This is a genomic window from Pseudoalteromonas sp. SG41-2, assembly GCF_014164535.1.
GTDB lineage: Bacteria > Pseudomonadota > Gammaproteobacteria > Enterobacterales > Alteromonadaceae > Pseudoalteromonas > Pseudoalteromonas rhizosphaerae.
Window position 1 is genome coordinate 1 of the sequence record NZ_JACJFK010000024.1, and the last position, 26,874, is coordinate 26,874.

22 protein-coding genes are annotated in these 26,874 nt (G+C 40.9%); 13 read left to right on the plus strand and 9 right to left on the minus strand.

All coding sequences use genetic code 11. The features are described 5' to 3' along the window. Positions 1-161: 161 nt before the first annotated feature. Positions 162-1,331, minus strand: coding sequence for an FAD-dependent oxidoreductase (locus tag H5186_RS17120; RefSeq protein WP_145240627.1), 1,170 nt, complete (start codon positions 1,329-1,331; stop codon positions 162-164). A 253-nt stretch (positions 1,332-1,584) separates the two neighbouring features. Between H5186_RS17120 and miaB the strand changes: the two genes are divergently transcribed. The 6 genes from miaB to H5186_RS17150 all read left to right on the plus strand — a co-directional run bounded on the left by miaB (position 1,585) and on the right by H5186_RS17150 (position 8,377). Next, positions 1,585-3,030, plus strand: coding sequence for a tRNA (N6-isopentenyl adenosine(37)-C2)-methylthiotransferase MiaB (gene miaB, locus H5186_RS17125; protein ID WP_145240625.1), 1,446 nt, complete (start codon positions 1,585-1,587; stop codon positions 3,028-3,030). A 50-nt stretch (positions 3,031-3,080) separates the two neighbouring features. Continuing rightward, entirely contained in the window at positions 3,081-4,142 is a 1,062-nt protein-coding gene (locus tag H5186_RS17130) for a PhoH family protein (protein ID WP_145240623.1), read from the plus strand. A 4-nt stretch (positions 4,143-4,146) separates the two neighbouring features. Then, on the plus strand, positions 4,147-4,605 hold the full coding sequence (ybeY, locus tag H5186_RS17135) for an rRNA maturation RNase YbeY (protein ID WP_145240621.1): 459 nt from the start codon (positions 4,147-4,149) through the stop codon (positions 4,603-4,605). Positions 4,606-4,627: 22 nt separating this feature from the next. Continuing rightward, complete coding sequence (corC, locus tag H5186_RS17140; protein ID WP_149980717.1) at positions 4,628-5,509, plus strand: CNNM family magnesium/cobalt transport protein CorC; 882 nt, start codon at positions 4,628-4,630, stop codon at positions 5,507-5,509. Then, positions 5,490-7,070 (plus strand): apolipoprotein N-acyltransferase, encoded by a 1,581-nt coding sequence (lnt, locus tag H5186_RS17145; RefSeq protein ID WP_182794720.1) that lies wholly within the window; start codon positions 5,490-5,492, stop codon positions 7,068-7,070. Before corC ends, lnt begins: the two co-directional genes overlap by 20 nt. Before the next feature lie 80 nt (positions 7,071-7,150). Next, positions 7,151-8,377 carry a hypothetical protein gene (locus tag H5186_RS17150; protein ID WP_182718111.1) on the plus strand — a complete coding sequence of 409 codons (1,227 nt, stop codon included), beginning with the start codon at positions 7,151-7,153 and terminating at the stop codon, positions 8,375-8,377. Between the two features lie 85 nt (positions 8,378-8,462). Here H5186_RS17150 and H5186_RS17155 read toward each other — a convergent pair whose 3' ends face one another. Both H5186_RS17155 and H5186_RS17160 read right to left on the minus strand, forming a co-directional pair. Continuing rightward, positions 8,463-9,449 (minus strand): RDD family protein, encoded by a 987-nt coding sequence (locus H5186_RS17155; protein ID WP_182794721.1) that lies wholly within the window; start codon positions 9,447-9,449, stop codon positions 8,463-8,465. Positions 9,450-9,516: 67 nt separating this feature from the next. Continuing rightward, entirely contained in the window at positions 9,517-10,233 is a 717-nt protein-coding gene (locus H5186_RS17160) for an enoyl-CoA hydratase/isomerase family protein (RefSeq protein WP_246175492.1), read from the minus strand. A 252-nt stretch (positions 10,234-10,485) separates the two neighbouring features. Between H5186_RS17160 and H5186_RS17165 the strand changes: the two genes are divergently transcribed. After that, positions 10,486-11,136 carry an NAD(P)H-binding protein gene (locus H5186_RS17165; protein WP_182794722.1) on the plus strand — a complete coding sequence of 217 codons (651 nt, stop codon included), beginning with the start codon at positions 10,486-10,488 and terminating at the stop codon, positions 11,134-11,136. 132 nt (positions 11,137-11,268) lie between these two features. Here the strand turns inward: H5186_RS17165 and H5186_RS17170 are convergent, their stop codons facing one another. Continuing rightward, the gene (locus H5186_RS17170; RefSeq protein WP_404936443.1) at positions 11,269-14,451 is read right to left on the minus strand and encodes a PDZ domain-containing protein; all 3,183 of its coding nucleotides are present in this window, start codon (positions 14,449-14,451) and stop codon (positions 11,269-11,271) included. Positions 14,452-14,685: 234 nt separating this feature from the next. Continuing rightward, complete coding sequence (locus tag H5186_RS17175; RefSeq protein ID WP_182718118.1) at positions 14,686-15,423, minus strand: hypothetical protein; 738 nt, start codon at positions 15,421-15,423, stop codon at positions 14,686-14,688. 87 nt (positions 15,424-15,510) lie between these two features. Here H5186_RS17175 and H5186_RS17180 point away from each other — a divergent pair, with 87 nt between their 5' ends. Beyond that, positions 15,511-16,023, plus strand: coding sequence for a CIA30 family protein (locus tag H5186_RS17180; protein WP_182718119.1), 513 nt, complete (start codon positions 15,511-15,513; stop codon positions 16,021-16,023). Positions 16,024-16,057: 34 nt separating this feature from the next. On the opposite strand, the gene H5186_RS17185 is transcribed toward H5186_RS17180, so the two are convergent. Then, positions 16,058-16,585, minus strand: a complete 528-nt coding sequence (locus tag H5186_RS17185) for a hypothetical protein (protein ID WP_145240584.1) — start codon at positions 16,583-16,585, stop codon at positions 16,058-16,060. Positions 16,586-16,967: 382 nt separating this feature from the next. Here H5186_RS17185 and H5186_RS17190 point away from each other — a divergent pair, with 382 nt between their 5' ends. Next, positions 16,968-18,407, plus strand: coding sequence for a sugar porter family MFS transporter (locus H5186_RS17190; protein WP_220491345.1), 1,440 nt, complete (start codon positions 16,968-16,970; stop codon positions 18,405-18,407). A gap of 45 nt (positions 18,408-18,452) precedes the next feature. Here H5186_RS17190 and H5186_RS17195 read toward each other — a convergent pair whose 3' ends face one another. The 3 genes from H5186_RS17195 to H5186_RS17205 form a co-directional block, all read right to left on the minus strand. Beyond that, complete coding sequence (locus H5186_RS17195; protein ID WP_182794724.1) at positions 18,453-18,929, minus strand: FKBP-type peptidyl-prolyl cis-trans isomerase; 477 nt, start codon at positions 18,927-18,929, stop codon at positions 18,453-18,455. A 2-nt stretch (positions 18,930-18,931) separates the two neighbouring features. After that, positions 18,932-21,340, minus strand: coding sequence for a Lon protease family protein (locus H5186_RS17200; protein ID WP_145240561.1), 2,409 nt, complete (start codon positions 21,338-21,340; stop codon positions 18,932-18,934). Between the two features lie 81 nt (positions 21,341-21,421). Beyond that, positions 21,422-21,880, minus strand: a complete 459-nt coding sequence (locus H5186_RS17205; protein ID WP_145240558.1) for a zinc ribbon-containing protein — start codon at positions 21,878-21,880, stop codon at positions 21,422-21,424. A gap of 175 nt (positions 21,881-22,055) precedes the next feature. On the opposite strand from H5186_RS17205, the gene leuS reads away from it, so the two are divergent. From leuS to nadD, 4 genes are read left to right on the plus strand one after another with little or no spacing between them, the layout of a single operon-like run. Next, on the plus strand, positions 22,056-24,644 hold the full coding sequence (gene leuS / locus H5186_RS17210) for a leucine--tRNA ligase (RefSeq protein WP_145240556.1): 2,589 nt from the start codon (positions 22,056-22,058) through the stop codon (positions 24,642-24,644). A gap of 2 nt (positions 24,645-24,646) precedes the next feature. Further along, complete coding sequence (gene lptE / locus H5186_RS17215) at positions 24,647-25,141, plus strand: LPS assembly lipoprotein LptE (RefSeq protein WP_145240554.1); 495 nt, start codon at positions 24,647-24,649, stop codon at positions 25,139-25,141. Then, positions 25,141-26,178, plus strand: coding sequence for a DNA polymerase III subunit delta (gene holA, locus H5186_RS17220; protein WP_182740488.1), 1,038 nt, complete (start codon positions 25,141-25,143; stop codon positions 26,176-26,178). Before lptE ends, holA begins: the two co-directional genes overlap by 1 nt. A gap of 16 nt (positions 26,179-26,194) precedes the next feature. Then, entirely contained in the window at positions 26,195-26,830 is a 636-nt protein-coding gene (gene nadD / locus H5186_RS17225; RefSeq protein ID WP_182794733.1) for a nicotinate-nucleotide adenylyltransferase, read from the plus strand. Positions 26,831-26,874: the final 44 nt, after the last annotated feature.

The window sequence follows — 26,874 nt, forward strand, 5'->3', positions numbered from 1 at the left end:
TAAAGCGCTAACTGCGTTATAATTTTTTCAAGTAGAACAACTACATGTCAAAATTTACGCCTTGTTATCACTGTATTTATCTGTCGCTATAAATGGTCAGTAACTTAACACGATTGGTATAATTCGCTATGATAATCATATTTTTAATAAAATGAGAATTCTTAACTGATTTCACCGCTAATCGCATATTTTAATACCCAATGCTTTACCGGTCCGGTTTTATTTGCCATTTTCAAAAACTGACTGCGTGCCCACTGCAATGGAGTTAGTTGATTAGAAAAACCAAAATAACAAGCGTCCATCATACTCATCATTAACAAATTTGCTTTGCGTCTAGTTTGCTCATATTGTTTAAGATATTGTGCAGCACCTATATCGTCTGCATTTTTTAATATATCAGCAAGTGCTACGACATCTTGAAAACCTAAGTTAACCCCTTGCCCAGCGAGCGGATTAATCGTATGCGCTGCATCACCAACCAGCACGATACGGCCATCTGAATAGCTGTTGGCATGTTGGCGGGCTAACGGAAATACAGCATGCTCTATGATATCAAAGTCCCCAGCTAAGGGCGGGAAATGTGCAAGCAGTTGCTGTTTTAATTCGCCTGCTGAGAGCTGCTGCCATTGCTTTAACTGCTTTGCATCGTGGTAACAAATTAAATTGGCGTATGGCGCCTGCATAGGTAAAAAAGCTACCGGACCTGTGGGCTTAAACTGCTGCCATGTTTTTACTTGTTGCGCAGCGTCTAGTTTTATTAATACTCCCATACAATGCTGACCATATTGCCAACCCGTAACACCAATACCGGCCTGTTGACGTAATAACGATTGCCCACCATCTGCAGCAACAACTAAATCAGCTGTATATTGCTGCTCACCATAATGCAATGTCACTTGCTGTTCGCTTTGCTCAATTGCGGACAATGATTGAGGTGTTTCAATCACTTCGATATTGTGCTGTGCAAACTGTTGCCAGATACTCGCTTGAATTAAATTATTTTCAATTAAGTGGCCTAAATGAGTGGTATTAATATCGTGACAATCAAACAAAAGGTTATCGCCCGTTCGTTCAAACGCTTCGAGCTGTTGGTATGGGGCATGTCGATGCACTCGTAAAATAGGCATAGCGCCTAAGTCATCTAATAAGTTTTCTGAAAAACGATTGATAGCAGATACACGAATATCAACTTTTTCACTTGCCAATACAGCATCAGCATCAATTATCTGCTGCTCAATCACTGTTACTTGGCATCCTTGTTTAGCGAGTTTAACTGCTGTGGCTGCACCAACCATGCCGCCGCCAACAACAACAACCTTGTTTTTCATCATTTTTAGTCACTAATTTGGTTATTTTCAGTGCGCTTGATTGTATCGTACTTCTGTTTGCAAGTGCGAGTGAGTTTCATCTTAATCAACCATAAAACGCACTTTGTTTGACTTCAATTCACAAACATAAAAACTATACTTGGATCTAGACGGGTATCCAGCTAAAATACGCGTCCTTTAAGTAAGCGAAAGTGCCGCTTATCCTGTTTAGCGCACAACCGTGCCACTACCGAATTGAAAACGAGGCTATATTTCAATGAGTAAAAAGCTGCATATTAAAACCTGGGGTTGTCAGATGAATGAATACGACTCTCAGAAAATGGCTGATCTTCTCGATGCAACCAACGGCTACCAGTTAACTGATGAAGCTGGGGATGCAGATGTTATCCTACTCAATACCTGTTCAATTCGCGAAAAAGCGCAGGAAAAAGTATTCCATCAACTAGGCCGTTGGAAATTACTCAAAGATGACAAACCCGATCTGATCATCGGTGTTGGTGGCTGTGTTGCGTCACAAGAGGGCGATTCAATTCGCCAACGCGCACCATTTGTTGACGTTATTTTTGGCCCTCAAACATTGCACCGTTTACCTGAAATGATCAAACAAGTGCAAGGTAACAAAGGCAGCTCTGTGGTTGATATTTCATTCCCAGAGATTGAAAAGTTTGACCGTTTACCAGAGCCAAAAGCAGACGGTCCTTCTGCATTTGTATCTATTATGGAAGGGTGCTCTAAATACTGTACCTTCTGCGTAGTACCTTACACGCGCGGTGAAGAAGTCAGCCGCCCGCTTGATGATGTATTATTAGAAATTGCTCAACTTGCAGAGCAAAATGTTCGTGAAGTAAACCTACTAGGTCAAAACGTAAATGCTTATCGCGGCGAAACTCACGATGGTGAAATTTGTTACTTCTCAGATTTAATTCGTTATGTTGCAGCTATCGACGGGATTGACCGTATTCGCTACACCACGTCGCACCCGGTAGAGTTTACACCAGACATCATTGACGCTTATGCCGACGTACCTGAATTAGTCGATCACTTACATTTACCTGTACAAAGCGGTTCGGATCGTATTCTTAATTTAATGAAACGTGGTCACACTGCTATTGAGTACAAATCAACGATTCGTAAATTACGTAAAATTCGCCCTAATTTAAGTATGTCGTCAGATTTTATTATTGGTTTCCCAGGTGAAAGCGCCGCTGACTTTGAAGCGACGATGAACCTTATCAATGATATTGGTTTTGATATGAGCTTTAGCTTTATCTACAGCGCACGCCCGGGTACGCCAGCGGCTGATTTGCCTGATGATGTCAGCGAGCAAGAAAAGAAAGAGCGTTTATACCTACTACAAAACCGTATTACTCAAATGGCGCAACAGATCAGTCGTCAAATGTTTGATACTGAACAACGCATCCTAGTTGAAGGTCCATCCAAGAAAAATCCGATGGAGCTACGTGGCCGTACTGAAAACAACCGCGTAGTAAACTTTATTGGCCCACACACAGTGATCGGTCAGTTTGTTGATGTACGTATAACTGAGGCACTGCCAAACTCTTTACGCGGTGACTTAATTCGTACAGAATCCCAAATGAACTTACGCCGTGCGGTTGCTCCTGCTGATATTTTAAGTAAAGCAGCACAACCAGAGCCGCAAGCCACCCCTGATGAATTAGGTGTTGCAACTTTCGTTCCTTAGGCGAAACTTACTGTGCCAGCCTCGCTGGCACATCAAAACAGGAAGCAATTTTGAGTAATCAATTAAAAAAATTAGAGATTTATTTAGAACCCTCCGACAACAAACGTCTTTCATCTTTATGTGGCCCGTTTGACGAAAACATCAAACACATTGAACGCCGCTTAGGTGTTGAAATTACTCATCGCGATAACTATTTTAAAATCACCGGTAAAACCACCAGCGCGTTTGCAGCGATGGAAATCCTCAAAGACTTATATGTCGAAACTCAGCCAGTACGCGGTGTTATTACTGAAATTGAAGCAAATACCGTACATTTAGCCATTAGTGAGTCAAATGCATTAGAGCAAGATGAGCTAAACGAATATGGCAAAGAGGTGATGATCAAAACTCGTCGTGGCGTAATAAAACCACGTAACGACAATCAAGGTCATTATGTATCGAATATATTTCGTCACGATATCACCTTTGGTATCGGGCCTGCTGGCACAGGTAAAACCTACCTAGCTGTCGCCGCAGCAGTTGATGCTTTAGAGCGTCAAGAAATACGGCGTATTTTATTGACCCGCCCTGCTGTTGAAGCCGGTGAAAAACTGGGTTTTTTACCAGGTGATTTAAGTCAGAAAATCGACCCATACCTGCGCCCATTGTACGATGCCTTATTTGAAATGCTCGGCTTTGAAAAAGTCGAAAAGCTGATGGAACAAAATGTCATTGAAGTCGCTCCACTTGCCTTTATGCGTGGTCGCACACTTAACGATGCCTTTATTATTTTAGATGAAAGCCAAAATACCACGGTTGAACAAATGAAAATGTTCTTAACCCGAATTGGTTTTAATTCAAAAGCAGTGATCACCGGCGACATTACCCAAGTAGATTTACCCCGTGGTGCGCGCTCAGGGCTTCGTCACGCCATTGAAGTACTTAGCGATGTAGACGAAATAAGCTTTAACTTCTTCCAATCACAGGACGTGGTACGCCACCCTGTCGTGGCACGTATTGTTGAAGCCTACGAACGTAACGATGAAGCAGAACGACTCAAACGCGCGGAAAAACAACGTGCTAAAGACTTGCTCGCAAACCAAGAGCAAGCGCAACCTTCGACTAAAGAGTGATGCCGTGAACACTGAACTTGATTTACAAATAGCCTGCGAGTTTGATAACTTGCCTAGTCTTGAGCAGTTTGCGCTGTGGGCTAATAAAGTGCTTAGTCAATACCGTGATGAATCAGAGCTGAGTATTGTTATTGCTGATGAAGAGCAAAGCCAACAACTCAATAATGACTACCGTGGTAAAGATAAACCAACCAATGTGTTGTCGTTTGAATTTGAAGCGCCAGCAGGTATAGAGCTACCTTTGGTGGGTGATTTAGTTATTTGCCCAGCCATAGTGTTAGCTGAATCAATAGAGCAAGAAAAGTCATTTCATGACCATTTTGCCCATATGGTGATCCACGGATGCTTGCATTTACTTGGATTTGACCATATAAAGGATGAAGATGCGACAGAAATGGAAAGCATTGAAAAGCAATTGCTTGCCGAATTAGGCATAGCAGACCCATATCGGGACGATATTTAAATTTACGGAGCAAGTAGACGCAATGAGCGACGATAACTCGCAGACTAGCCAGGGTTCTTCTGGCAAGACCTGGTTGGGTAGAATTACCCAAATGTTGCAAGGGGAACCCCAGAATAGAGAAGAGCTGGCTGAAGTAATTGCCGATGCGCAAGTTCGGGATGTCATTGATCCTGAAACCAAAGAGATGATCGAAGGTGTGCTCGGTGTGTCAGAGTTAAAAGTGCGAGATATTATGATCCCGCGCTCACAAATGATCACGCTCGAAGTGGAAGCGCCACTAGAAGAACTCATTCCAATGATGGTCGATTCAACGCATTCACGTTTTCCAGTGGTGTGTGAAGATAAAGACCACATTGAAGGCATTTTACTAGCAAAAGATCTATTACCACTGATCCTCAATAAAGATGATCTACTGCCATCATTACGTGATTATTTACGCCCAGCCGTTGTTGTGCCTGAAAGTAAGCGTGTTGATACGCTACTTAATGAGTTTCGCCAACAGCGTTACCATATGGCGTTAGTAATTGATGAATACGGCGGTGTATCTGGTTTAGTAACCATAGAAGATATTCTTGAGCTCATCGTCGGTGAAATTGAAGATGAACACGACGAAGAAGAGCAACTAGATATTCGTCAACTTGCAAAGCATGTGTTTGTTGTTCAAGCACTTACTCCTGTTGATGATTTTAACGAATATTTTAAAACTGGCTACAGCACGCAAGACGCTGATACCATCGGTGGTACTGTTTTACACGCCTTTGGGCATATGCCTGGCCGTGGTGAAATAATTGATATAGATGGCTTACAATTTAAAGTAACCAATGCCGATAATCGTCGATTATTGCAATTACAGGTTACAGTGCCAAAGGCAGATGATAACGACAGTGAAGACACTTCTGACTAACTGCCTGCATTTAGCAAAAGATAAAAAAGCATGGCTCGCACTGGTTGCGGGCCTCTTTTTAACCTTGTGTTATGCCCCTTTTGAGATTTGGCCCCTCACGTTCGCCTGTTTAGCATTAGCGATATACAGTACCCACACACATAATTCTGGGCAGCAATATGGCAAACTAGCCAGTAAACGCGCCGCCAAATATGGTTTTATATTTGGCCTCGGTTGGTTTGGCGCAGGTATCAGTTGGGTGCATGTCTCCATTGCCACCTTCGGCGGTATGCCACTGGTAGCCTCAGTGTTACTGATGGTGCTGTTATGTGCTTATTTAGCTATCTACCCGGCTTTAGCCTTTATGTTTGCCACACGCTTTGCCAGCGGCCCTAGTAGCTACGGTTTATTATTACTCTCAGGCTTTGCTGTCACCGAATACTTACGCGGTGTGGTACTCACCGGCTTCCCTTGGCTAAGCTTTGGTTATACTCAAACCGATAGCCCACTTAATCTACTCGCTCCAGTAATTGGTGAGTTTGGCTTAACCCTTGTATGTATCGCGATTGGTTTTGCGCTCTATCGCCTGCTGTTTATTAGAGACTTTAAAGCCACAGCAGCCACTGTAATTAGCATCGCTGTACTATTCGCTATTACTCACTACACGCGCAATAACAGTTACAGTGATAAAACGATTAGCGCCTTACTGGTACAAGGTAATATCAAACAGCATCTGCGCTTTGACCCGAGTGAATTTTGGACCACAATGAGTAAGTACCAAGATATGACTCGACCGCACTGGGATGCCGACTTAATCGTTTGGCCAGAAGCTGCAGTGCCTGAAATAGAAGCACTTGCAGATAGCTATTTAGCAGGCTTAGATAGCGCAGCCTCATTTAACAATACTGCTCTCATTACAGGTATTGTTGACTATCAGCGCGACACTAAAGCAATCTTCAACACATTAATTGTACTTGGTAATAAAGAGCAGGGTGACGAACATGGTCATTATCTATACTTAGGTAAAAACCGTTACCAAAAACACCAATTACTTCCCATTGGTGAGTTTGTGCCATTTGAAGATATATTGCGCCCTATCGCCCCTTTATTTGATTTACCTATGTCATCATTTTCTCGCGGCGACCAAATTCAAAATAACTTACGTGCTAATGGCTTAAATATATTACCGGCCATTTGCTACGAAATCGCTTTTGCTGATTTAGTGCGTGGTAATTACCACAATGATTCGGATATTTTATTTACTGTAAGTAATGATGCCTGGTTTGGTGCCTCCCACGGCCCCCACCAGCACATGCAAATAGCCCGTATGCGCGCCCTTGAATTGCAACGCCCGCTTATTCGTGTGACCAACAATGGTATCAGCGGCGTATACGACCCAATCAGTCAAATTCAAGTCAGCATGCCACAATTTGAAGCCGACACCCTTAAAGTTAATATCAAGCTAATCCAAGGCGACAGCATCTATAGTCAATACGGTAACTTGCCTGTGTGGTTATTTATTTTTAGCATTACAATCGCAGCATTAATCGTAAAATTTAAATATAAAGATAATCATCGTTAAATATATTCACTAAAATTAATCACATAATTGATATATTTCATCTACATCAATTGTCGTAAATATAATAACAAGGAAGTCGTATGTTATGGATTAACACCCTATGCAAACAATCAATTACACAGCACATGGCCAGAGTCAGGCATTTTATTCTGTTCGTATTGATGGTTACTATCCCCTCCTTGGGTTTAGCCGCTCAATATGAAGTCAGTTCCAAGGATGAGTTACAAGCTCAATATCAGTTATTACTAGAGTTAAAAGCTGAAAATGCTGTTTCAGAGAATGTGTTTACTGAAAAATCTACTTTTTTACATCAACAAGCACAAACGAACTTTCATTTTGACTTAGACAGTGGAACATACACCTCCGACATACCGATTGGTAATGCCCATCAAATTAGCAAACAACCTTCACCAATATCTGACACCGAGCAGCGTATTGATAGTTTCACTACCGCGCTATATGCTATTTCAGCTTTGTTATTATTGGCCTTAATTGGCAAAATCATGTCGTATTTCCCACCATTACTCAACGAACTTTTGATTTACGGCGCGTCCATCATTTCGCTCATTTTTTTCCACTACGAATATTGGCTACTGGTTGCAGGATTCTCTTTAGGCAGCATTGTTAGCTATTCGGTGCTAAGTCGCATTAGTGACGATAAAGAAGAAGCTAAATGGGTAGGTTGGCCATTAGCTATTACATTCGCAGCGCTGGCCTTAATATTTGATAACAGCATCTTTGGGTTTTGCAGTGTATTAGCCTTGTTATCAACTTTTGGTTTTATGATATTAGTTGCTCCAGGTAGAGTAACCGTCGGCAGCCAAGATGAACGCGTTGCACAATCTGTTTATTTAACTGCGCTTAGTTTTACGTTAACTCTATTAGCTTGGTTAGTATTTTATACCGATTGGTTCGCGCCTTTACTCGAACTAAGGCAGCCTCTACAATCTTTTGAACTTGGTATGCTCACGTTACTGCCACTTGCTTATTTTTCAGGGATCTCCCAACTTAGCTTTTTCTTATTAAAAGAAAAACCTTGGCTACGCTTTAGCGCTGAGCTTATCGGTTTAATTAGTGAAATAGCAGTGGTCACAATTGCGCTGTTATATAAACTTGATACCATGTTTTGGATAGGCGCATTATTTTTGATGTGGAACTTTCTGGACAAGTTTTATCGTCTGATTTATAAACATGTTAGCTATGTTTCAGCGTGTACACTATTCGCGCTGTTTTTTGCCGGCATTAGCGCACTCATAAAATCAAATATCGATGTTATTATGCCTTATTTAGAGTTTTTAGGACTGTGAACCTCACTAAATGCCCTATTTTTCATAAATAGGGCATGCTCTGTATATTAATCCTTTCTATAAAACTTACTTAGAGTCTAACTATCTATTTAACAATCGCTTTAACTGTCTCTTCATTTATTAGCTGATTTATACTGCCTTTAATAACCACAGTTGCTGATATTTTATCTTGAATGGCTTGGCGGTTCGGATCCCAATAAACTTGTAAAAAACCTAGTAACCCAGTTGCAAACCCTGCGCCGTAGCCACCGTATCGGCCAAACGCATCCCATAAACTTAAATCTTCGCCACTAAGTGCGACAACTCGGATATTGCATACTTTTTTACCCGGTGTTTGGCCACGCCAAAGCAGCGAAAATAATGTAAAATATACAGCAGCCCAACCAAAGCCAAGACCTAAATCTTGAATGATTCCTTTGCCCCACTGTAAAATACTATTCACAGGTGCAGCTTTAACAGGTGCGTCTTCAGGTGCAGCCGTCTGCTCATCAGCTTCAACCATTACTTTCAATAATAATCGGGCAACCTGATCGTTATCAGATTCATCTATTTCAGCCAATTGTGGCACTTGAGTAACTAAATTAGCAAGCGCATTGCTTTGACAAGCCTGATCGCAATTTTGACTTGGTGCTGTTTGCATTAAATAAGTATTTATCTGTTGTTTTTCCTCTGCATTTAATGGTGTTTCGCGTTTAATTCTTATCCCTTGAATCGCAGTATCATCCTCAAAAAAATCGATTGCGATTGCAAGCACTGAGAGTGAACTTATAAATAATATACTGGCAGCAGTTATTTTTAATACTCTTCGCCAAACAGTCGACATTGTTGGTAAGTATTTTTGCGCTGTGCCTTTATAAAAAGCCATTGCAGCTACAAATGCGATTACAGCAGCACTGATCTTAGCCGCGAGAAAAATTAGCGCTACATCGATTACCATCGCGAGCGCGCGGCGAGTCGGTGAAGCAAGTGGCAGTCCCAATAATGCTTGATCTATTTTAAATGCATAGGGCGTAATAACTTCCTTAGTTTCAGCAGCTGTTAATGCTAATTGTTCTATTTGTTTCGCTTTCATTTACGCCTTTGTCCTTAAAATTAAATAGGTATCTTTATTTAGATTGTTATTGAGAGCAGCCTATAGCTCAAACCATCAAAGCTAGATTATCTATAAATGGTTTATTTTCTTCATTTATCACACGAATTATTTCTTTGTGTAAACGTTTTTTGTGCTCAGCAAAAATGGCGCGCTTTTTATCAAATGTAGCGGCAAACGCCATTGCGTCCGCTAATAGGCTATCTTGGTCTGTTGAGGCTTTTTCTATAACGTGATCAATTGCAAGTTCTGCTCCAGAGACGCGACGCCCTGTCAGTTTCATTTCGTTAAAGCGATAGTAAGGGATCGCTTTTTTCACAAAAGCAATCATGCCGGGTAAAAATGGGATCGATAAATCCACTTCAGGGAAGCAAAAAAAGCCGCGATCGCCGCGCATAAATCTAAAGTCACACGCGCACGCTAAAATTGCACCGTTACCAAAAGCATGACCATTAATGGCAGCGATCACTGGCATAGGAAAAAGCAGTAAGGTTTTAAATACATCGTCCATATCGTACATAAAACCACGTATTTCATCGGCCTTTTTTGCTTGCATAGCAGGTAACAACCAATCAGTATCAATGCCTAAACTCCAACACTTATCATCATTTGAGGTGATCACTAGCGCTTTGTGGTTTTGGTTTTCAACAACCTCTGCTAACGCTTGTTTTAGTTGATGTGCAAAATGTGGATTTTGGCGGTTTTCGCCGTTTGTTAAGGTTAAAACCGCAACTGTATTGTGGGTGGCTAACGTCATCATTGTCATCAGGAGGCCTTTCATTGTAGAGAGTCACGGTGCGCACTTTGTATTATTTTTTTACAACGTGATAAATAAGTTAAATATATAATGCCATGCTTAGCGCTTAAATAACTAGAATAACTGTTTAAAAAATAAGTATTACTATTAATCTTGTGTTCTTTGTTATGAATAATCTAAAAGGTTGTTATACAAGTAACGATCCATAACAATGGTTACAACATACTTTGGCTATTTGCTAGGGCTATCAAAGGAGAATGTATGAGTAATGTAGCTATTGTTGTCGGTGCAACTGGCTTAGTGGGCAGTCACTTAGTTGAAGAATTAATTATGGCAACTCATATCAGTAAAGTTATCACCCTAACGCGTCGCCCTATTAGTTATAACAGTGACAAAGTCGTTAATTATGTAGTGGACTTTAACCATTTAGCTCAACACGCTGCGCTTTTTAAAGCGGATATATTATTTTCATGTTTAGGCACCACCAAAAAAGCCGCTGGCTCTATAGCCGCTCAGCGTAAGGTTGATTTTTATTATCAGTTAAAAGTCGCTGAACTTGCTGCAAAACACGAAGTACACCATTACTTGCTAGTATCCTCCAGTGGTGCAAATGCCAATAGTGGTAACGCATATTTACAAATGAAAGGTGAACTTGAAAATACTGTCAAAGAACTGCCATTTAAACGCATTAGTATTATTCAGCCATCGTTATTACTTGGCGAGCGTAATAACGAATTTCGTATTGGTGAAAAGCTTGGCAGTATATTGTTACCAATTTTATGTATGCTGCCTGGTTTAAGAAAGTATCGCCCTATCACAGGCAAACAAGTTGCCATCAAAATGTGTAATATCAGTAAACAATCAGGTGATGGTGTTGAATATTTTAGATTAGATGAACTATTTAACAGTTAAACTTCAGTACGTATCTTATACGTTCCTTTTCACCATAAATGACGACCGACAAATTTAAATACGAACTTCAGCGCAAAAAGCTATAAAAAAGCCAGCAAATGCTGGCTCAGTTTTTAATACCTATTAACCTTACTACTTACCAAACTCTGTTGGAGCTGGCGGCACAATCAAGGTTTTTTTCGGGTTTGCCTTAAGCTCTTTTAACAGCTCTTGTACGGCACGCTCAACCGACGGATCTTGCCCAGCTTGAATAAGCTCTGGACGGTCAATCACTTCGATATCTGGGCTTACGCCTTCATTTTCGATGATCCAGTTACCGTCATTATCGAGTATTCTAAAGGTAGCAGCGATCACAGAGCCACCATCCACAAGCCCTGGATTACCAGAGATACCTATTAATCCACCCCAAGTGCGAGTGCCAATTAGTTTACCTAAACCTGCTTGGCGGAAGTAATACGGTAGTGCGTCACCACCTGAACTTGAGTAGCCGTTGATCAGCATGGCTTTTGGTCCATCATGGGCAAACTGTGGTGTTTTAGTTGGCTCAACGCCACGACGCTTCCAGTAGTTAAGCGGTTTACGTGCCAGCCAAGTGATCATATGCTCAGGGATAAAACCACCGCCATTGTAGCGATCATCTATGATCATTGCTTCTTTGCTAGTTTGCGGTAAAAAGTTTTTAAATAACGAACGATTACCTTCGTAATGTGTGTTTGGCAAATGTACATAACCAATACGACCGTCGGATAGTTTATTTACATATTCAGCACGGCTATGCGTCCATTGTAAATAACGTAAGCCGGTTTCACTTGCGATTGGTTTAACTGTTATCTTCCAACTTTTTTTCAGGCTCGGGGATTTACTAAGCAATAACTCAACCGATTTACCTTGGGTGTTTTCAAGTAATTCATAAAAGTTAACCACATCTTTTACTGAACGACCATTTACCTCAACAATATAATCACCAACGCTTGCGTTAACGCCCGGCTCGTTGAGTGGTGAGCGGAAGTTCTCGTGCCAGTTTTCGCCTTTAAAGATATTTTCGATTTTTACAAAACCGGATTTATGCGCGCTAATTTCTACGCCTAATAAACCATGCTGTAAACGTGTTGCAGTTGGCATATCGCCAGAGTTGACATAAATATGCCCGGAGTTAATCTCGCCGGCAATTTCGCTTAGCACATAGTCAAGGTCGGCGCGATGTGCGATTGCATCAGCCATTGGTTGGTAGCGTTTTAAAATAGCATCCCAATCTTGGCCGTGGTGATTTTCATCGTAGAACCAATCACGTAATGTCCGCCAGCCTTCACGATACATTTGCGCCCACTCTGTTTGCGGGTCAATTTTTAGTATCATATTTTGCAAGTCTAACTGGGTGGCTTTTAAATCTTGCTCAGCGGCTGGCTTAATTACACTGTAATTATCACCTGAGCGAGCAATGATATGCTGCGCATTCGCTGATATTTTATAGCTATTAACCCCCTTCGCTACGGTGGCAATTTCGCCATCGACGGCAATAGGTATTAATTTTAGCTCACCCGCAGAGAGTGTTAATACGCCATCTTTTACAGCAGTTAAAGCACTGTAATTTCCGGCCGGAGCATTTAGAGCGACAACGCGGTCCATAAAACCATCACTTTCAATATAAGTGCTTAGCGGTTTAGCTGACTTGTCATCGTCTTTATTCGCTTTCGAGTCAACAATACTTATTTCATCAGTCAGTGGCGTATTCAGCGGTTTGATTTTGTTATTGACAGCAACAGCATAAATTCGCGTGGCATTATTAAACATGTAGTCAAATTCATAACTACTAAAAGTTAAGTTAAAGTCGCGCTCTGAAGTAAAATACAATTGCTGACCATCATGAGAAAACGCCGGATTTCGTTCACTGCTCATATCGTCGGTCAGACGTGTAACTTGTTTGTCTTTTAAATTGTAATGCCATAATGAGGCATAACGATTTTCGTTATTTTTAACAAATACAACATCTTCACTATTAGGTGACCAAATATACGTAGTTAAGCCGTCTTCTTCATACTTGGCGGTATCAATTTTATGCTGCTTGCCGGTTTTTATATCAAGCCACCATAAGGTGTGATTTAGATCTGCAAACAATAGCTTTTTATTGTCCGGAGACCAAACAGGGTCAAAACGCCAAATAGTGCCATTAGTTGTCAGTTGTTTAACCTTGTTGTTATTAGCTCGGTCTTGGATATAAATTTCGTACTCACCACTTTCATCACTCATATACGCAATATAACGGCCATTTGGTGACCACGAAGCGGCAATTTCACGCCCTTTAGGCGTATGGCTTAAATTGCGTGTTGGGCCATTTTTAACGGGTACTGAGAACAGCTCTCCGCGGGCACTAAAAACCACGCGCTTACCATCATGGGATACATCCATCGAATCAATAAAGCCAGCCACATTTTTGCTATAAGGCATGGTATATTCACGATTTCCCTGTACGTTAATAGTCAGCTTTTCTTCACGCTGCGTTGCATCGTCAAAACGGTATAAATAACCACCATTCTCATACACTATGGCATCTGGGCCTGCCGATGGCCAAAGCACATCAAAATCCGTGTGATTGGTCACTTTTACTGGTGCTTTACCGTCTTGATGCTTATATAAGTTTAAAGTGTATGCTCTGTCTGAGACATAATAAATATTATCATGCACCCAAGTAGGCTGCTGATCTGTGGCTTTATCGGTAGTTAACTGCGTAGACTTGTTGTGCTCTAAATCATAGATCCATACATCTTGTGCGCGGCCCCCTCGCGTGCGCTTCCAGGTACGAAACTCGCGATCAATTGGTGTATATACGTATTGCTTACCATCAGGCGATAACATGCCGCCACCCGTTTCAGGTATGGCCAATGGCTGCTCTAATCCACCATCGGCAGGCACCATGTAAGGACGTCCCACACGCTTACCATAAGGTGTACGGTTTGCTCGAAACACTATATGTTTACCATCAGGCGTCCAATCAAGGACACGATAATCATAGCCACCACGAGGCGGCATCACACCAACATCGTTATAGTAAGTCAGCTGTTTTAGATCACTGCCATCGCGATTCATTACATATATTTGGCGGCTACCATTGTACTGTGCTGAAAAAGCGATCCTTTTCCCATCTGGAGAAAACTTAGGGAATGTTTCAAAACCAATGTGATCTGTTAAGCGCGTGCTGTTACCCGTTTTGATATTTGCTATATAAATATCACCGGCATAAACAAAAGTAACCGACTCTTTATGAATATCAGGGAAACGCAATAATCGCGTATCTTGAGTATCATAAGCCGCGGCCATGGGTGAGAATGTAGGCGCAACCGCAATCGCTATTGCGGTTAAAAAAGTACGTAATTTCAACTTAACCATCCTTATGTTGTTATTTTATATCATCATAACAACATAAAAATGGATTGCAGCTTTGTTCGGCAAATAACTGTAACAGAGTGTAAATAACCTGAACAATATTTATAATCAGTGTCTTAGTAATTCTCTTAATCAGAGGTCAGGTTAAATAATACTCATGAGTAATAGTTATAGTCCTCCGACTTTAGGTAGCTGCCTTTTATCAATCACTTTAAAAGTAGTTAAATCAACAAGCATTGAAAACACTTCAGCATTGTCTATAAACAACATAAACAAATTGCCTTGCTCATTAACAGCATGCTCAAGAATGCGGTCGTAGCCTGTGAGAACCTCGCTATAACCACTGCCATCAATTTTACTTAACGCAAAAGTGCTTTTATCTTCGTTGCTTAAAAGGCCGTCGTTATTTGTGTCGTTTTTAATAACATGATAGGCAATACCCGCCGCTTTTGACTGCGAATCAAATTCAGATAAATACAATGGAGAAATATCAGTGATCAACTGATCTGTCGTATCAAAAAGCCAATTTGCATAGTTTGTTTTACCATTGATAAACATCACATTTTTTGACCGTGTTGGCCTATTTTTATAATAAGAGGAACCACTAAAATTTTCTACAACTTGCCCTAACCCACGTTCGGTATCGGCTTCAACCGTTAACTTTTCAGACTCAAGCTCTATATAATAAAAGTCCGTTTCTCCTACTCTTCGCGGGTAGCCCAAACGCCACTTTTCTTCTTCGTTTTTGTCATCTGCTAAATTTAATGCCGGTGGCTCAACGTCGTTATCATTAAATACTGTTGTAACAAGTTGGACTGAAATTAACGCAGTAGCAATTAAAACCCCGACTAATAAAATAATTCCATTTAAGTTCCATACCCATTTAAAAAATTTATCTGAATTCATGCTTTCCCTATTTTTAAAAAAGTGATCAATTTATCTGAACATACGTATTATTGAGCTTATCTATAACACAAAGCTTTGCGATAAAAAATGAAAACAAACCCTACAACTAGTTTGCCCTTACTATCAGGTTCCGGCGATTTAATTCTGCACTGGCAAATAGTTAATGACTCAGTAATGGGCGGTTTATCGACCAGCCAAGCTTATGAGAAGGACAATAGCTTAATTTTTACAGGCAACGTTTCTTTTGAAAATAATGGAGGCTTTGCTTCAATACGCACAACAATAAACACTAATAAAGAAAACGCCAATCTCATATCTTTACGGTTCAAAGGAGATGGTAAAACGTATCAACTTCGCTTAAGAACGAGTCAGTACCTAGATGGGCCAGCATTTACTGCTTCGTTTGCAACATTAAAAGATCAATGGCAAGTCGTTACATTCTCACCAACTGACTTTAGTCTTACTTACCGTGGTAAAACCTTAGAGCAGCAACCAGAGTTAACGTTCAAAGATGTACAACAATTGGGCCTTATGATCGCCAAAAAGCAGCAAGGTAATTTTAAACTTGAATTAGCGCATATTAACTTTGAGCTTAAATAGCGTAAATTAAGCTGCTATATTGGAAATATTAAAATTATTTTTTAAAATCATATTCTTCGTTACCTCGCTTTTTAAGTTCTGTGATAACCATTTCTATCATCTGTTTCTTTATTTCTGCGTGGTTGGACTTTAGCTCATTAAGTTGCTGAACTAATATATCAATTTGCTCTTGCTGTTGAGAATCTCGGTATTTTTTCGCACCAGTATGCTCAGGATCTATTTTTAAATTTTGCGCTTCGGTATTTTTTTCCAGCTGTATAAAGTTGCTATTGTGGCTTTCAAGCTTGAGATTTCGCTGAATTGGATCTTGTTTTAATTTATTAATTTGTTCTTGTAGCACGATGATCTTTTGAGCGAAATCTTCATACACTTTTTGTAAATTGTTATACTGTTCAGCAAAATTCACATCATCTTCGCTATACTCTTGCGCTTTAGCATCTAAAAACTCAGACAAAATATATTCAGGCTGTTCTGTTTGCGCTGCTTGTTCTTCAAGTCGTTTTTCGTATTTACTTTGAAACCCATGAGCTTCAGGAATAGTAATAACAGGTAAGATCTTCATATTTCATCCTTAAAATTATCCTGGTAATAATATCGGCACAAAATAATAAGACTTTAGCTTTCTTCTCCAAAAATATTACCCTTTGTTATTACCCAAATGCTAGGAAGCTACTAATGGTTAAACTCTAAAAGCAAATATTTTAGCATCAAAGACTGCAACATAACTTTGAGCCACTATAGCTATACATACTGATGACGAACGTTTGAAGCAAGTACACGTTGCAGGCATGTTCAAAACTGGCGACGTTAAAGGTCTACTCGAAGTGCTTAATAATAACTTTAATATTAGTTATGAAAGAGTCAGCCCCGATAAAATCATGTTAAAATATGCGTCGCCTCACACTACTATATAATTCGTTACAACAATAACCAGGTATATCACCATGACAACACCTTTATCGTCGGGCAAGATTAATAGCCCGAATCACTCTTTATCAACAAACACCGATTCTCTACTTTACGTTATATTTATATCTGGCGTTGCAGCAATTGGTGGCTTTTTATTTGGCTTTGACTCCGGGGTTATCAACGGAACTGTGTCGGCGCTTGGCAAAACATTTAACTCAAGCAGCGTCGCAACAGGGTTTAATGTTGCGTCGGTTTTACTGGGTTGTGCTCTTGGTGCGCTGATTGCGGGCCCGCTTGCTGATAAATTTGGTCGCCGCTCAATTATGATCATCACTGCAGTAATATTTGCCATTAGCGCGTTTGGTTCAGGCATTGCAGACAGCTCCGCTGAATTTATTTTTTATCGTCTATTTGGTGGTCTCGGTATTGGCGCTGCATCTGTATTGGCACCCGCTTACATTGCTGAAGTCGCACCTGCGGCTTTGCGTGGACGATTAGCAACACTGCAACAATTAGCGATTGTACTTGGCTTATTTGCTGCTTTTTTAAGTAATTACCTGATCGCTTCGGCGGCAAACGGCGCTGAAGGTATTTTTATTCTTGAGCTGGCGGCTTGGCGCTGGATGTTTTGGGCAGAACTTGTACCTGCAGGATTATTTCTGTTGGGAGTATTATTTATACCAGAGTCGCCGCGTTATTTAGTTGCCCAAGGCCAATTAGAAAAAGCCAAAGCTGTATTTAAAAAAATATCCAATGATGATGCCCAATCACAAATAAACGATGTTAAGCAGTCACTTCATGGCGATAAAAAACCAAGTATTCGTGACTTATTTATTGACGGTAAAAAGAAAATACACCCAATCGTATGGGTTGGTATCGCTTTGTCTGTTTTTCAGCAATTTGTAGGCATTAATGTGGTCTTTTATTACGGCTCTGAGCTTTGGCAAGCAGCGGGTTTTGATGAATCACAATCTTTATTCATCAATGTATTAGCGGGTACTACCAATATTTTATCTACTTTTATAGCAATTGCGCTTATCGATAAAGTAGGCAGAAAACCATTATTACTAGTAGGTAGTATTGGTATGTTTATTAGTTTAAGTGCATTAACTTATACCTTTGGTAGCGCAGGCCTCGATGCGGCAGGTAAACTTGCATTAACTGACAGTATGGGCACGTTTGCACTTATCATGGCTAATCTCTTTGTGGTATTTTTTGGCTTAAGCTGGGGACCTGTTGTATGGGTACTATTAGGCGAAATGTTCAATAATCGTATTCGAGGGGCTGCTTTAGCTGTTGCAGCAAGTGCGCAATGGCTTGCCAACTTTACAATTACCATGACCTTCCCGATTATGCTCGGTAGTATTGGTTTAGCTGGTGCCTATGGGTTTTATGCTATTTCGGCCTTTATTAGCGTATTTTTTATTGTTAAATATATAAAAGAAACACGTGGTATCAAGCTAGAAGCCATGTAAAAGTTGTTTAAAATGGCGAATGTATTTATTTCGCCATTTTTTCAACTAAGACTCTACTTTAAGTAATTCAACTTCAAATATAAGTAAAGAGGCTGGAGGAATACTGCCAACACGTTTTTCACCGTAAGCTAATTGATGAGGGATATAAAAGGTGTATTTATCGCCTTCACTCATCAGTTGCAAGCCTTCAGTCCAGCCTTTTATTACCTGATTTAAACCAAAACTGATTGGGCTATTACGCTCAACAGAACTGTCAAATACACTGCCATCTAGCAAAGTACCGTGATAATGCACATTCACCATGCTAGTTGGGCTTGGTCTTGCCTCATTACCACTGCTGCTAACAACTTTATATTGCAGACCAGATACGGTCTCAATAACCCCTTCAACCTTGCTGTTTGCCACTAAAAAGTCGGCTTCGATTTGCGCATTAGCGACCGCTTGTTGCTTTACTTTTTTGCTATTTTGAAAAATCAAAAAGCATAAAATGGCGATGATAATCGCCAAAATAATGTTGATCATGATTATTCTTTCTCGTGTTCTTTTTCGTCGTTATCGCCATTAACGATATCTGCAATTTCACTTAAACGGGCTAAGGCAATGCCGTTAACTGAGTTTTCAGGATATTGCCCGTCGCTCAACTCGCCTGCTGCAATATCCATCAGTAAATTAAGCGCTTGGTCAACCGTTTCAACTGCATAAATATGAAACTTGCCAAGCTCTACTGCATTGAGGATCTCGTCATCAAGCACTAAGTTTACTTGATTTGATTTAGGAATTATTACTCCTTGCGCAGACGTTAAACCACGCATTTTGCAAAGCTTAAAAAACCCTTCAATTTTTTCGTTTACACCGCCAATGGCTTGCACGTCACCGTGCTGGTTAATTGAACCAGTCAGTGCAATTGACTGGCTAATAGGTAAGCTAGTAATTGCAGAAATAAGCGCACACAACTCAGCTAATGACGCACTGTCGCCATCAATGTAGCCATAACTTTGTTCAATGGCGATATTAGCACTGAGCGTTAAACTAAATTGCTGCGCATATTTATTACCTAAATAGCCCGTCAGTAGCATGACACCTTTGGAGTGAATGGCTTTACCCAGCTCAGCTTCGCGCTCAACGTCAATTACCCCATCCGCACCAGCGTAAACCGTGGCGGTGATCCGTGCCGGAGTACCAAAAGAAGTATCGCCAATGTGTAATACTGTTAAACCGTTTACTTTACCTACAGCATGACCGTCGGTGGCAATTAAGGTATGCCCTTCTTTGATATCGCTGAGCATATTTTCGCTAATTTGCCCAGTACGATATTGCTTGCCTTCAATCGCTTCATCAATATGATGGGCATCAATTAAAGTTAAGTTATCTTGCTTGGTATAAAAGCTGGCTTCTGCCACTAGCTCTAACACATCAGCAAAACGAGCTGAAAGCTTATTGTGATGTTCTGCTTGGCGGTAGCTAAATTTCAGTAATCGTGCCATCGCTGACTCAGTTAGACTACACTTTAGCGTCTGCTCACAGTACTCAATCACTTTAGTGATAAATTGATACTGTAATTTATCACTGCTTGGCAGGTAATAATCAAAATCGGCTAACACTCTAAACAGCTCAGCAAACTCTTCGTCATATTCACCGATGGTGTAATACAACTCACGCGAGCCGAGTAAAATAATTTTTACATCAAGCGGGATCAACTGTGGACGCAAGGTAAAGCTACTGCCAACAGCACTATCTTGATACGGTAAATCATTTTTGATTTGATGAGTTTTTAATGACAGCTTTAAACCATCCCACACTTGTGGATTAGCCATCACTTTTTCAGCGTCCATAATCAAATAACCACCGTTAGCGCGATGCAGTGCCCCCGGCTGAATCGATCGATAACTGGTGATCAATGAGCCTTGTGAAGTAGCATATTCAATTTTGCCAAAAATATTACCAAAGGTAGGATTTGGCTCATACACCACAGGGGCAGCATCACCTTCTTTAAATTCAACTAAAATATTAGGTGCAAAAAAGTCGGTAAGCATCCCTTTACGGTCAAAATCTTCTTTGTTTTCGTCGCTAACATCTTCATCATCGAGCCACTCAAGTACCGCATCAATAATTTCCACGCGGATGTCTTTTAGATAGCGTAATACTCCAATGTGCGCAGCATATTTATGTTCAAGATCTTTTAGTAATGGCTTAGTAGCCAGCTCTGCGGTGGATTTTTTTAAATTACGGAGTTTTTCAGATGATTCACGTTTCCAACGAGGCAACTCAATCAGTGCCTCAATGAGTGCATCTTCGAGTTTTTCAATTACTTCATAAAATTGTTCACGCAATTCATCATCAAGCTCAGCAAATTCAGCATCGCTTAGTTGTTTGCCATCAATCAGCGGGGCAAATCCAACCACACTTTTTTCTTCAATTAAGGCAACACTTTGCTCAAGCGCGGCAATTTCCACAGCAGTAATTGCGCTATCGTAAGCGTCGTTAAATTCACGGTCGATTTTTTTCTTTTTACGCTGGTACGCTGGGTTATCAAACGCTGCAGGAAAGGTGTCGAGTACTTCATCAATAAATGAGTCAATATCATCAGCTAACTGTTTACTTTGACCTGCTTGTAAAAACATTGCGATAGGCTCGCGGTGGTCGTCATAATTATTAACGTATAACCACTCATTTGGTGTTGGCCGGCCTTTGCTGTGTGCTTGAAGTTTATCTTTGACTAAGGTAAACCGACCATGCGCGGCCTCCCCCATTACATACACATTGTAACCAGGTAATTCCATCCCTAACGAGAAATCAAGCGCACTTTGCGCCCGCTGTTGACCGATGAAAGTCAAGGTTTCAGGATATGGATTGTTCATGCACGTTTGTACATGATTAAGTGAAATTGTCGGCGCAAGGGCCGACACAGATAAAGGCAGCAGTTTCTTCGTCATTCTAACTTCTTTTTATACCAACATATTCGTTGATTTTGTAAGGTGGCATCAGTGCACTAAAAGGCACTGTTCACTAACTATTTAAGGTTGTAGTGCCTTGCGGCTAAAGTAGATACCATCACATTGCGAACACGCTGTAATTTGCGTAGCGTGGTAAATATCATAACTATATTGGCAATTCTTACATACTAATGTGCCCATGGCTATCCATTCGCCTTGGTGATATACCCCATTGTGCTTAAAATCTTGATTTAATGCTTGCCACTCAAGTTGAGTTTTGTCTTCGATATGTGAAAGTTCAAACCACAAAGACTCTTTAAGCTCTTGCCATGCAAGGGAACCATAGTGTTGATCGTGCTCTTGGATGTGTTCAATATCGCGCTTTAAATATTCACTGTATAAAGTTAATTTTTCTTGTCCTAAATCTTTTAGCGCTTGTTCAGATTCAATAAACTTATCCATCGCATCTTTTAGCTCATGATCTTTTACGTCTTTCAACCATGTGCTCAAATCTGTTAACCACGTCTTATAATCAGCCATTGTTTACTCCTTCAGAACTGTGTTTAGCGAACCTATACCTTACACAAGTATAGGTTAACCTGCCCTGAAAACTAATTTCATATAAAATCCACTGATTTGACGCTGTGATTAGTGCTTTTTTTGGGGTATCCTAACGGCAATTTTTTATTAGTTTGCAAGAAGTCTGGAACCGTAGATGCAAGAGCAATATAACCCGCAAGACATAGAGTCAAAAGTCCAAGCCTACTGGGAAGAAAACCAAGTATTTAAAGCCACTGAAGACGAGAGCAAAGAAAAGTATTATTGCCTTTCTATGTTCCCTTACCCAAGCGGCCGACTCCACATGGGTCATGTGCGTAACTACACGATTGGTGATGTTGTTTCTCGTTTCCAACGCTTGCAAGGCAAAAACGTAATGCAACCTATGGGTTGGGACGCGTTTGGTCTACCGGCTGAAAATGCGGCAATTAAAAATAAAACTGCGCCAGCAAAATGGACCTACGAGAACATCGATTACATGCGTACCCAACTTAAGCAATTAGGTTTTGGTTATGACTGGGATCGTGAGATCGCAACTTGCCATCCAGAATATTACAAATGGGAACAGTGGTTCTTCACTAAGCTTTACGAAAAAGGCCTAGTGTACAAAAAAATGTCAACGGTAAACTGGGATCCAGTAGACCAAACAGTACTTGCTAACGAGCAAGTTATTGATGGTCGCGGTTGGCGTTCAGGTGCTGTAGTTGAACAAAAAGAAATTCCACAGTGGTTTATTAAAATCACTGACTACGCGCAAGAGCTACTTGACGACTTAGACAAGTTAGAAGATTGGCCAGAGCAAGTTAAAACCATGCAGCGCAACTGGATTGGTCGCTCTGAAGGGTTAGATATTGAGTTTAAACGCACCGATAACAACGAAACATTCAGCGTTTATACCACTCGCCCTGATACCTTTATGGGTGTGACTTATGTTGCTGTTGCAGGCGGACACCCTATCGCACAAGAAGCAGCTAAAAATAGCGACGCTGTGGCACGCTTTGTTGATGAATGCAAAAACACCAAAGTAGCTGAAGCTGATATGGCGACGATGGAGAAAAAAGGCATCGCAACGGGCTTTTTTGCTACTCACCCACTTACCGGTGAGCAAGTACCAATTTGGGTTGCCAACTTTGTATTAATGCATTATGGCTCAGGTGCTGTAATGGCCGTACCCGCGCACGACCAACGGGACTTTGAATTTGCTACCGCTTACGGTTTAGACATCAAACAAGTCATTGCACCTGTCGCAGGTTCAGATCTTGAAGTAAACCTAAATGAAGCGGCATTCACTGAAAAAGGTGTGCTGGTAAATTCAGCTGAATTTGATGGCCTTGATTTTGATGGCGCATTTAAGGCTATTGCCGACAAACTTGAAGCACTGGGTGTTGGTGAGCGTAAAGTAAACTTCCGTTTACGTGATTGGGGTGTTAGCCGTCAGCGTTATTGGGGTTCACCAATCCCAATGTTAAGCGATGAAAACGGTAACGAACTTGCTGCGACTGAAGATATGCTGCCGGTGCGCTTACCAGAAGACGTGGTAATGAACGGTGTAACATCGCCAATCAAAGCAGATCCACAATGGGCTAAAACCACAGTTAATGGCGCACCTGCGTTTCATGAAACTGACACTTTTGATACGTTTATGGAATCATCTTGGTACTACGCACGTTACTGTAGTCCACGCCATGACAAAGGTATGCTAGATCCAGCTGCGGCAAACTACTGGTTACCAGTAAACCAATACATTGGTGGTATTGAGCACGCTATTTTACATTTATTGTATTCGCGCTTTTTCCATAAATTATTACGTGATTTTGGCTTAGTTAATTCAGATGAGCCATTTGACCGCTTATTATGCCAAGGCATGGTACTTGCCGAAACATTTTATCGTAAAGATGAAAAAGGTGGCGACATTTGGATTTCCCCTAGTGATGTAAATACTGAAACCGACGACAAAGGCCGCGTGACTAAAGCATGGCATAAAGTTGACGGCGAGCCAGTATTCTCATCAGGCATGAGCAAAATGTCTAAATCAAAAAATAACGGTATCGACCCGCAACAAGTTATCGCTCAATACGGCGCTGATACGGTACGTTTATTTATGATGTTTACCGCACCACCAGAGCAAACGCTTGAATGGTCTGATTCAGGTGTTGAAGGGGCACATCGTTTCATTAAACGTGTATGGAAATATGCGGTTGATGTAAACACTGTTGGTTTCCAAGCATTAGACAAATCAGCATTAAACAACGAGCAAAAAGTGCTTCGTCGTGAGCTGCACAAAGCAATTGCAAAAGTGACTGATGATGTTGAACGTCGTCAAACATTCAACACTGCCATTGCGGCAATCATGGAAATCTCAAACAAATTGTTAAAAGCACCTTTAGCTGACAAACAAGATGTAGCGATTGCCAACGAAGCGCTTGAAGCGCTGCTAATTATGCTTGCACCAATTACGCCGCATTTGTCACATCAATTGTGGCAAGAATTGGGTAAAGAAGGCGATATTTTAGATGCGTCTTGGCCCGTAGTTGATGAGTCTGCCCTTGTTGAAGATGAAAAACTGATCATCGTGCAAGTTAACGGTAAACTACGCGCAAAATTAACGGTGCCAGCTGATGCTACTAAAGAGCAAGTAGAAGCACTAGCATTTGCTGAACCTAACGTATCTAAGTTCACTGATGGCGTAACAATCCGTAAGGTTATTTACGTACCAGGTAAACTACTTAACGTGGTTGCTAACTAATTATGGCTGCTATTCATGCCATTAAAAACGGACTAGCCTTAGCGCTAGTCTGTTTTTTGTTATCTAGCTGCGGCTTTCACCTTAAAAAAGCCTCAAGTCTGCCTGATGACTTGGCCACCTTAACTTTAAACGGTGATGATGAAAAATCAGCGTTATTTGCGATGCTTGGCAAAGAACTCACATTGAGCAAAGTTGAGTTACTCGACACGCCTAAGAAAAACGTCGCTCAGCTGTATTTATATAAAGATCGTCTTGAACGTCAAACCTTATCATTATTTAAAAATGGTCAGGTTGCCGAGTACGAGTTAGCTTATAGTGTTCGCTACTTACTCAAGCGCCCTGGCAAAGAAGCAATTGAACAACGTTTTGAGCTTTATCGTAATTATCAAGACGACCCTGATAACGCTTTAGCAAAAGCAAAAGAGTTAGAGTTGCTATTGAATGAAATTCGCATGCAAGCTAGTCGTCGTATTGTTAGAGAGCTGTCGCAACTATAATGCGCTGTTATGCGAATCAATTACCCAATGAATTAAAAAAAGGCTTACAGCCTTTTTATTTAGTATTTGGTGAAGAACCCTTTCAAGTAGCACAATGCGCTCAACAAATTCGTCAGATTGCGAAACAGCAAGGTTTTGATGAGGTTGTTAAATTTACCTTAATGCCCGGTTTTGATTGGCAAGAGCTAATAGCGCAATATCAAAGTATGTCGTTATTTAGTGCTCGTACTTTAATCGAGCTAGACCTTAATTTTCAAAAGCCAGGTATTGTTGGTAGCCAAACGTTTAAACAGCTCGTAGCACTAAACAACCCCGACACCGTACTTATTGTAAAAGGGGCCAAAGCCAGTCAAGATATTCAGCGCAGTGCTTGGTTTAAGTCGTTAGATAAACTGGGCGTATTTGTACCCTGCTACCCCCTGACCGGCAATCATTTAAGCCGTTGGCTTGATGAGCAGTGCCAGCGCTTAAAAATCAATATGCAAGCAGATGCCAAACGCACCCTAATTGATGCTACTGAAGGTAATTTGTTAGCGTGTTTTCAAGAGCTCGAAAAGCTGTCGTTATTGCATGGCACTGCTATGATCGATCAACAGCAGGTTTTACAAGGCCTACTTAATCAAGCCAAGTTTGATATTTTTGATTTAAGTGATGCACTGCTACAAGGTAATAGTCACCAAGCAATTAAAGTATTAAATAAACTCGCTGGCGATAACACTGAAGCTGTGAGTATCTTATGGACCATTACTAAAGAAGCAAATACCTTACTAAGCCTACAATTAGGCTTACAACAAGGTGAACAACTGGCAACGCTATTTAAACAAAAAGCCATCTGGAAAAATCAGCAAGGGCCGATTCAACAAGCACTTAATCGTTTGTCGATACATACTTTAGAGCAAATCACCCAGTTGCTCGCACAATTTGATGCCAGTTATAAGCAAGGTAATTTAGTCAAACCGTATCAAGCATTAGCACATATTTGTTTAGTATTTTGCCAACCATTGACGTTTCCTTTGCCTGCGCATCCGCTCAACTAATTATTAGGCGTTTATGATGATTGCACTGTTTGGTGGGACTTTTGACCCCGTTCATTTAGGCCATATCAATATGGCTAAGCATTGTGTCGAGCATTTCAATTTAACAACTTTATACTTTATGCCATGTGCGATCCCAGCTCATAAAGCAGCTCCGGGAATAAGCACGCAACACCGCGTTGCCATGCTTAATGCCGCAATTTCACCTTATCCTTACTTTCAGCTCGATTTACGCGAGCTAAACCGCAGCGGCCCTTCTTATTCACTATTAAGTTTGCAAGAGCTGCGTATGCAATATCCCCAGCAGTCTATCTTGTTCTTAATTGGTATGGATTCATTTAATAATCTAGATAAGTGGTATCAGTGGCAAACAATTACTCAGTTGTGCCATATTGTGGTATTTCAACGCCCAGGGCTTAAGTGCAATGCCCATGGTGAATTAAAAGCCTATCAACAAGCGGCCGAATGTAGTGATAGCGCAGAGCTTGCAGCACACTCTGGCGGCAAATTATACTTTTTAACTGGCGAAGAACTGGCCATTGCCTCAAGCGATATACGTAATGCGATAAAAAAGGGGTTAAATTACAATGAACTTCTTCCCAGTGCCGTGGGTCAGTATATTCAATCACAGCAACTTTATCTAAGTGGTGAATAAATACTGGTTGCGTGATAAAATAACAGCTATTCACTTTTAAATGA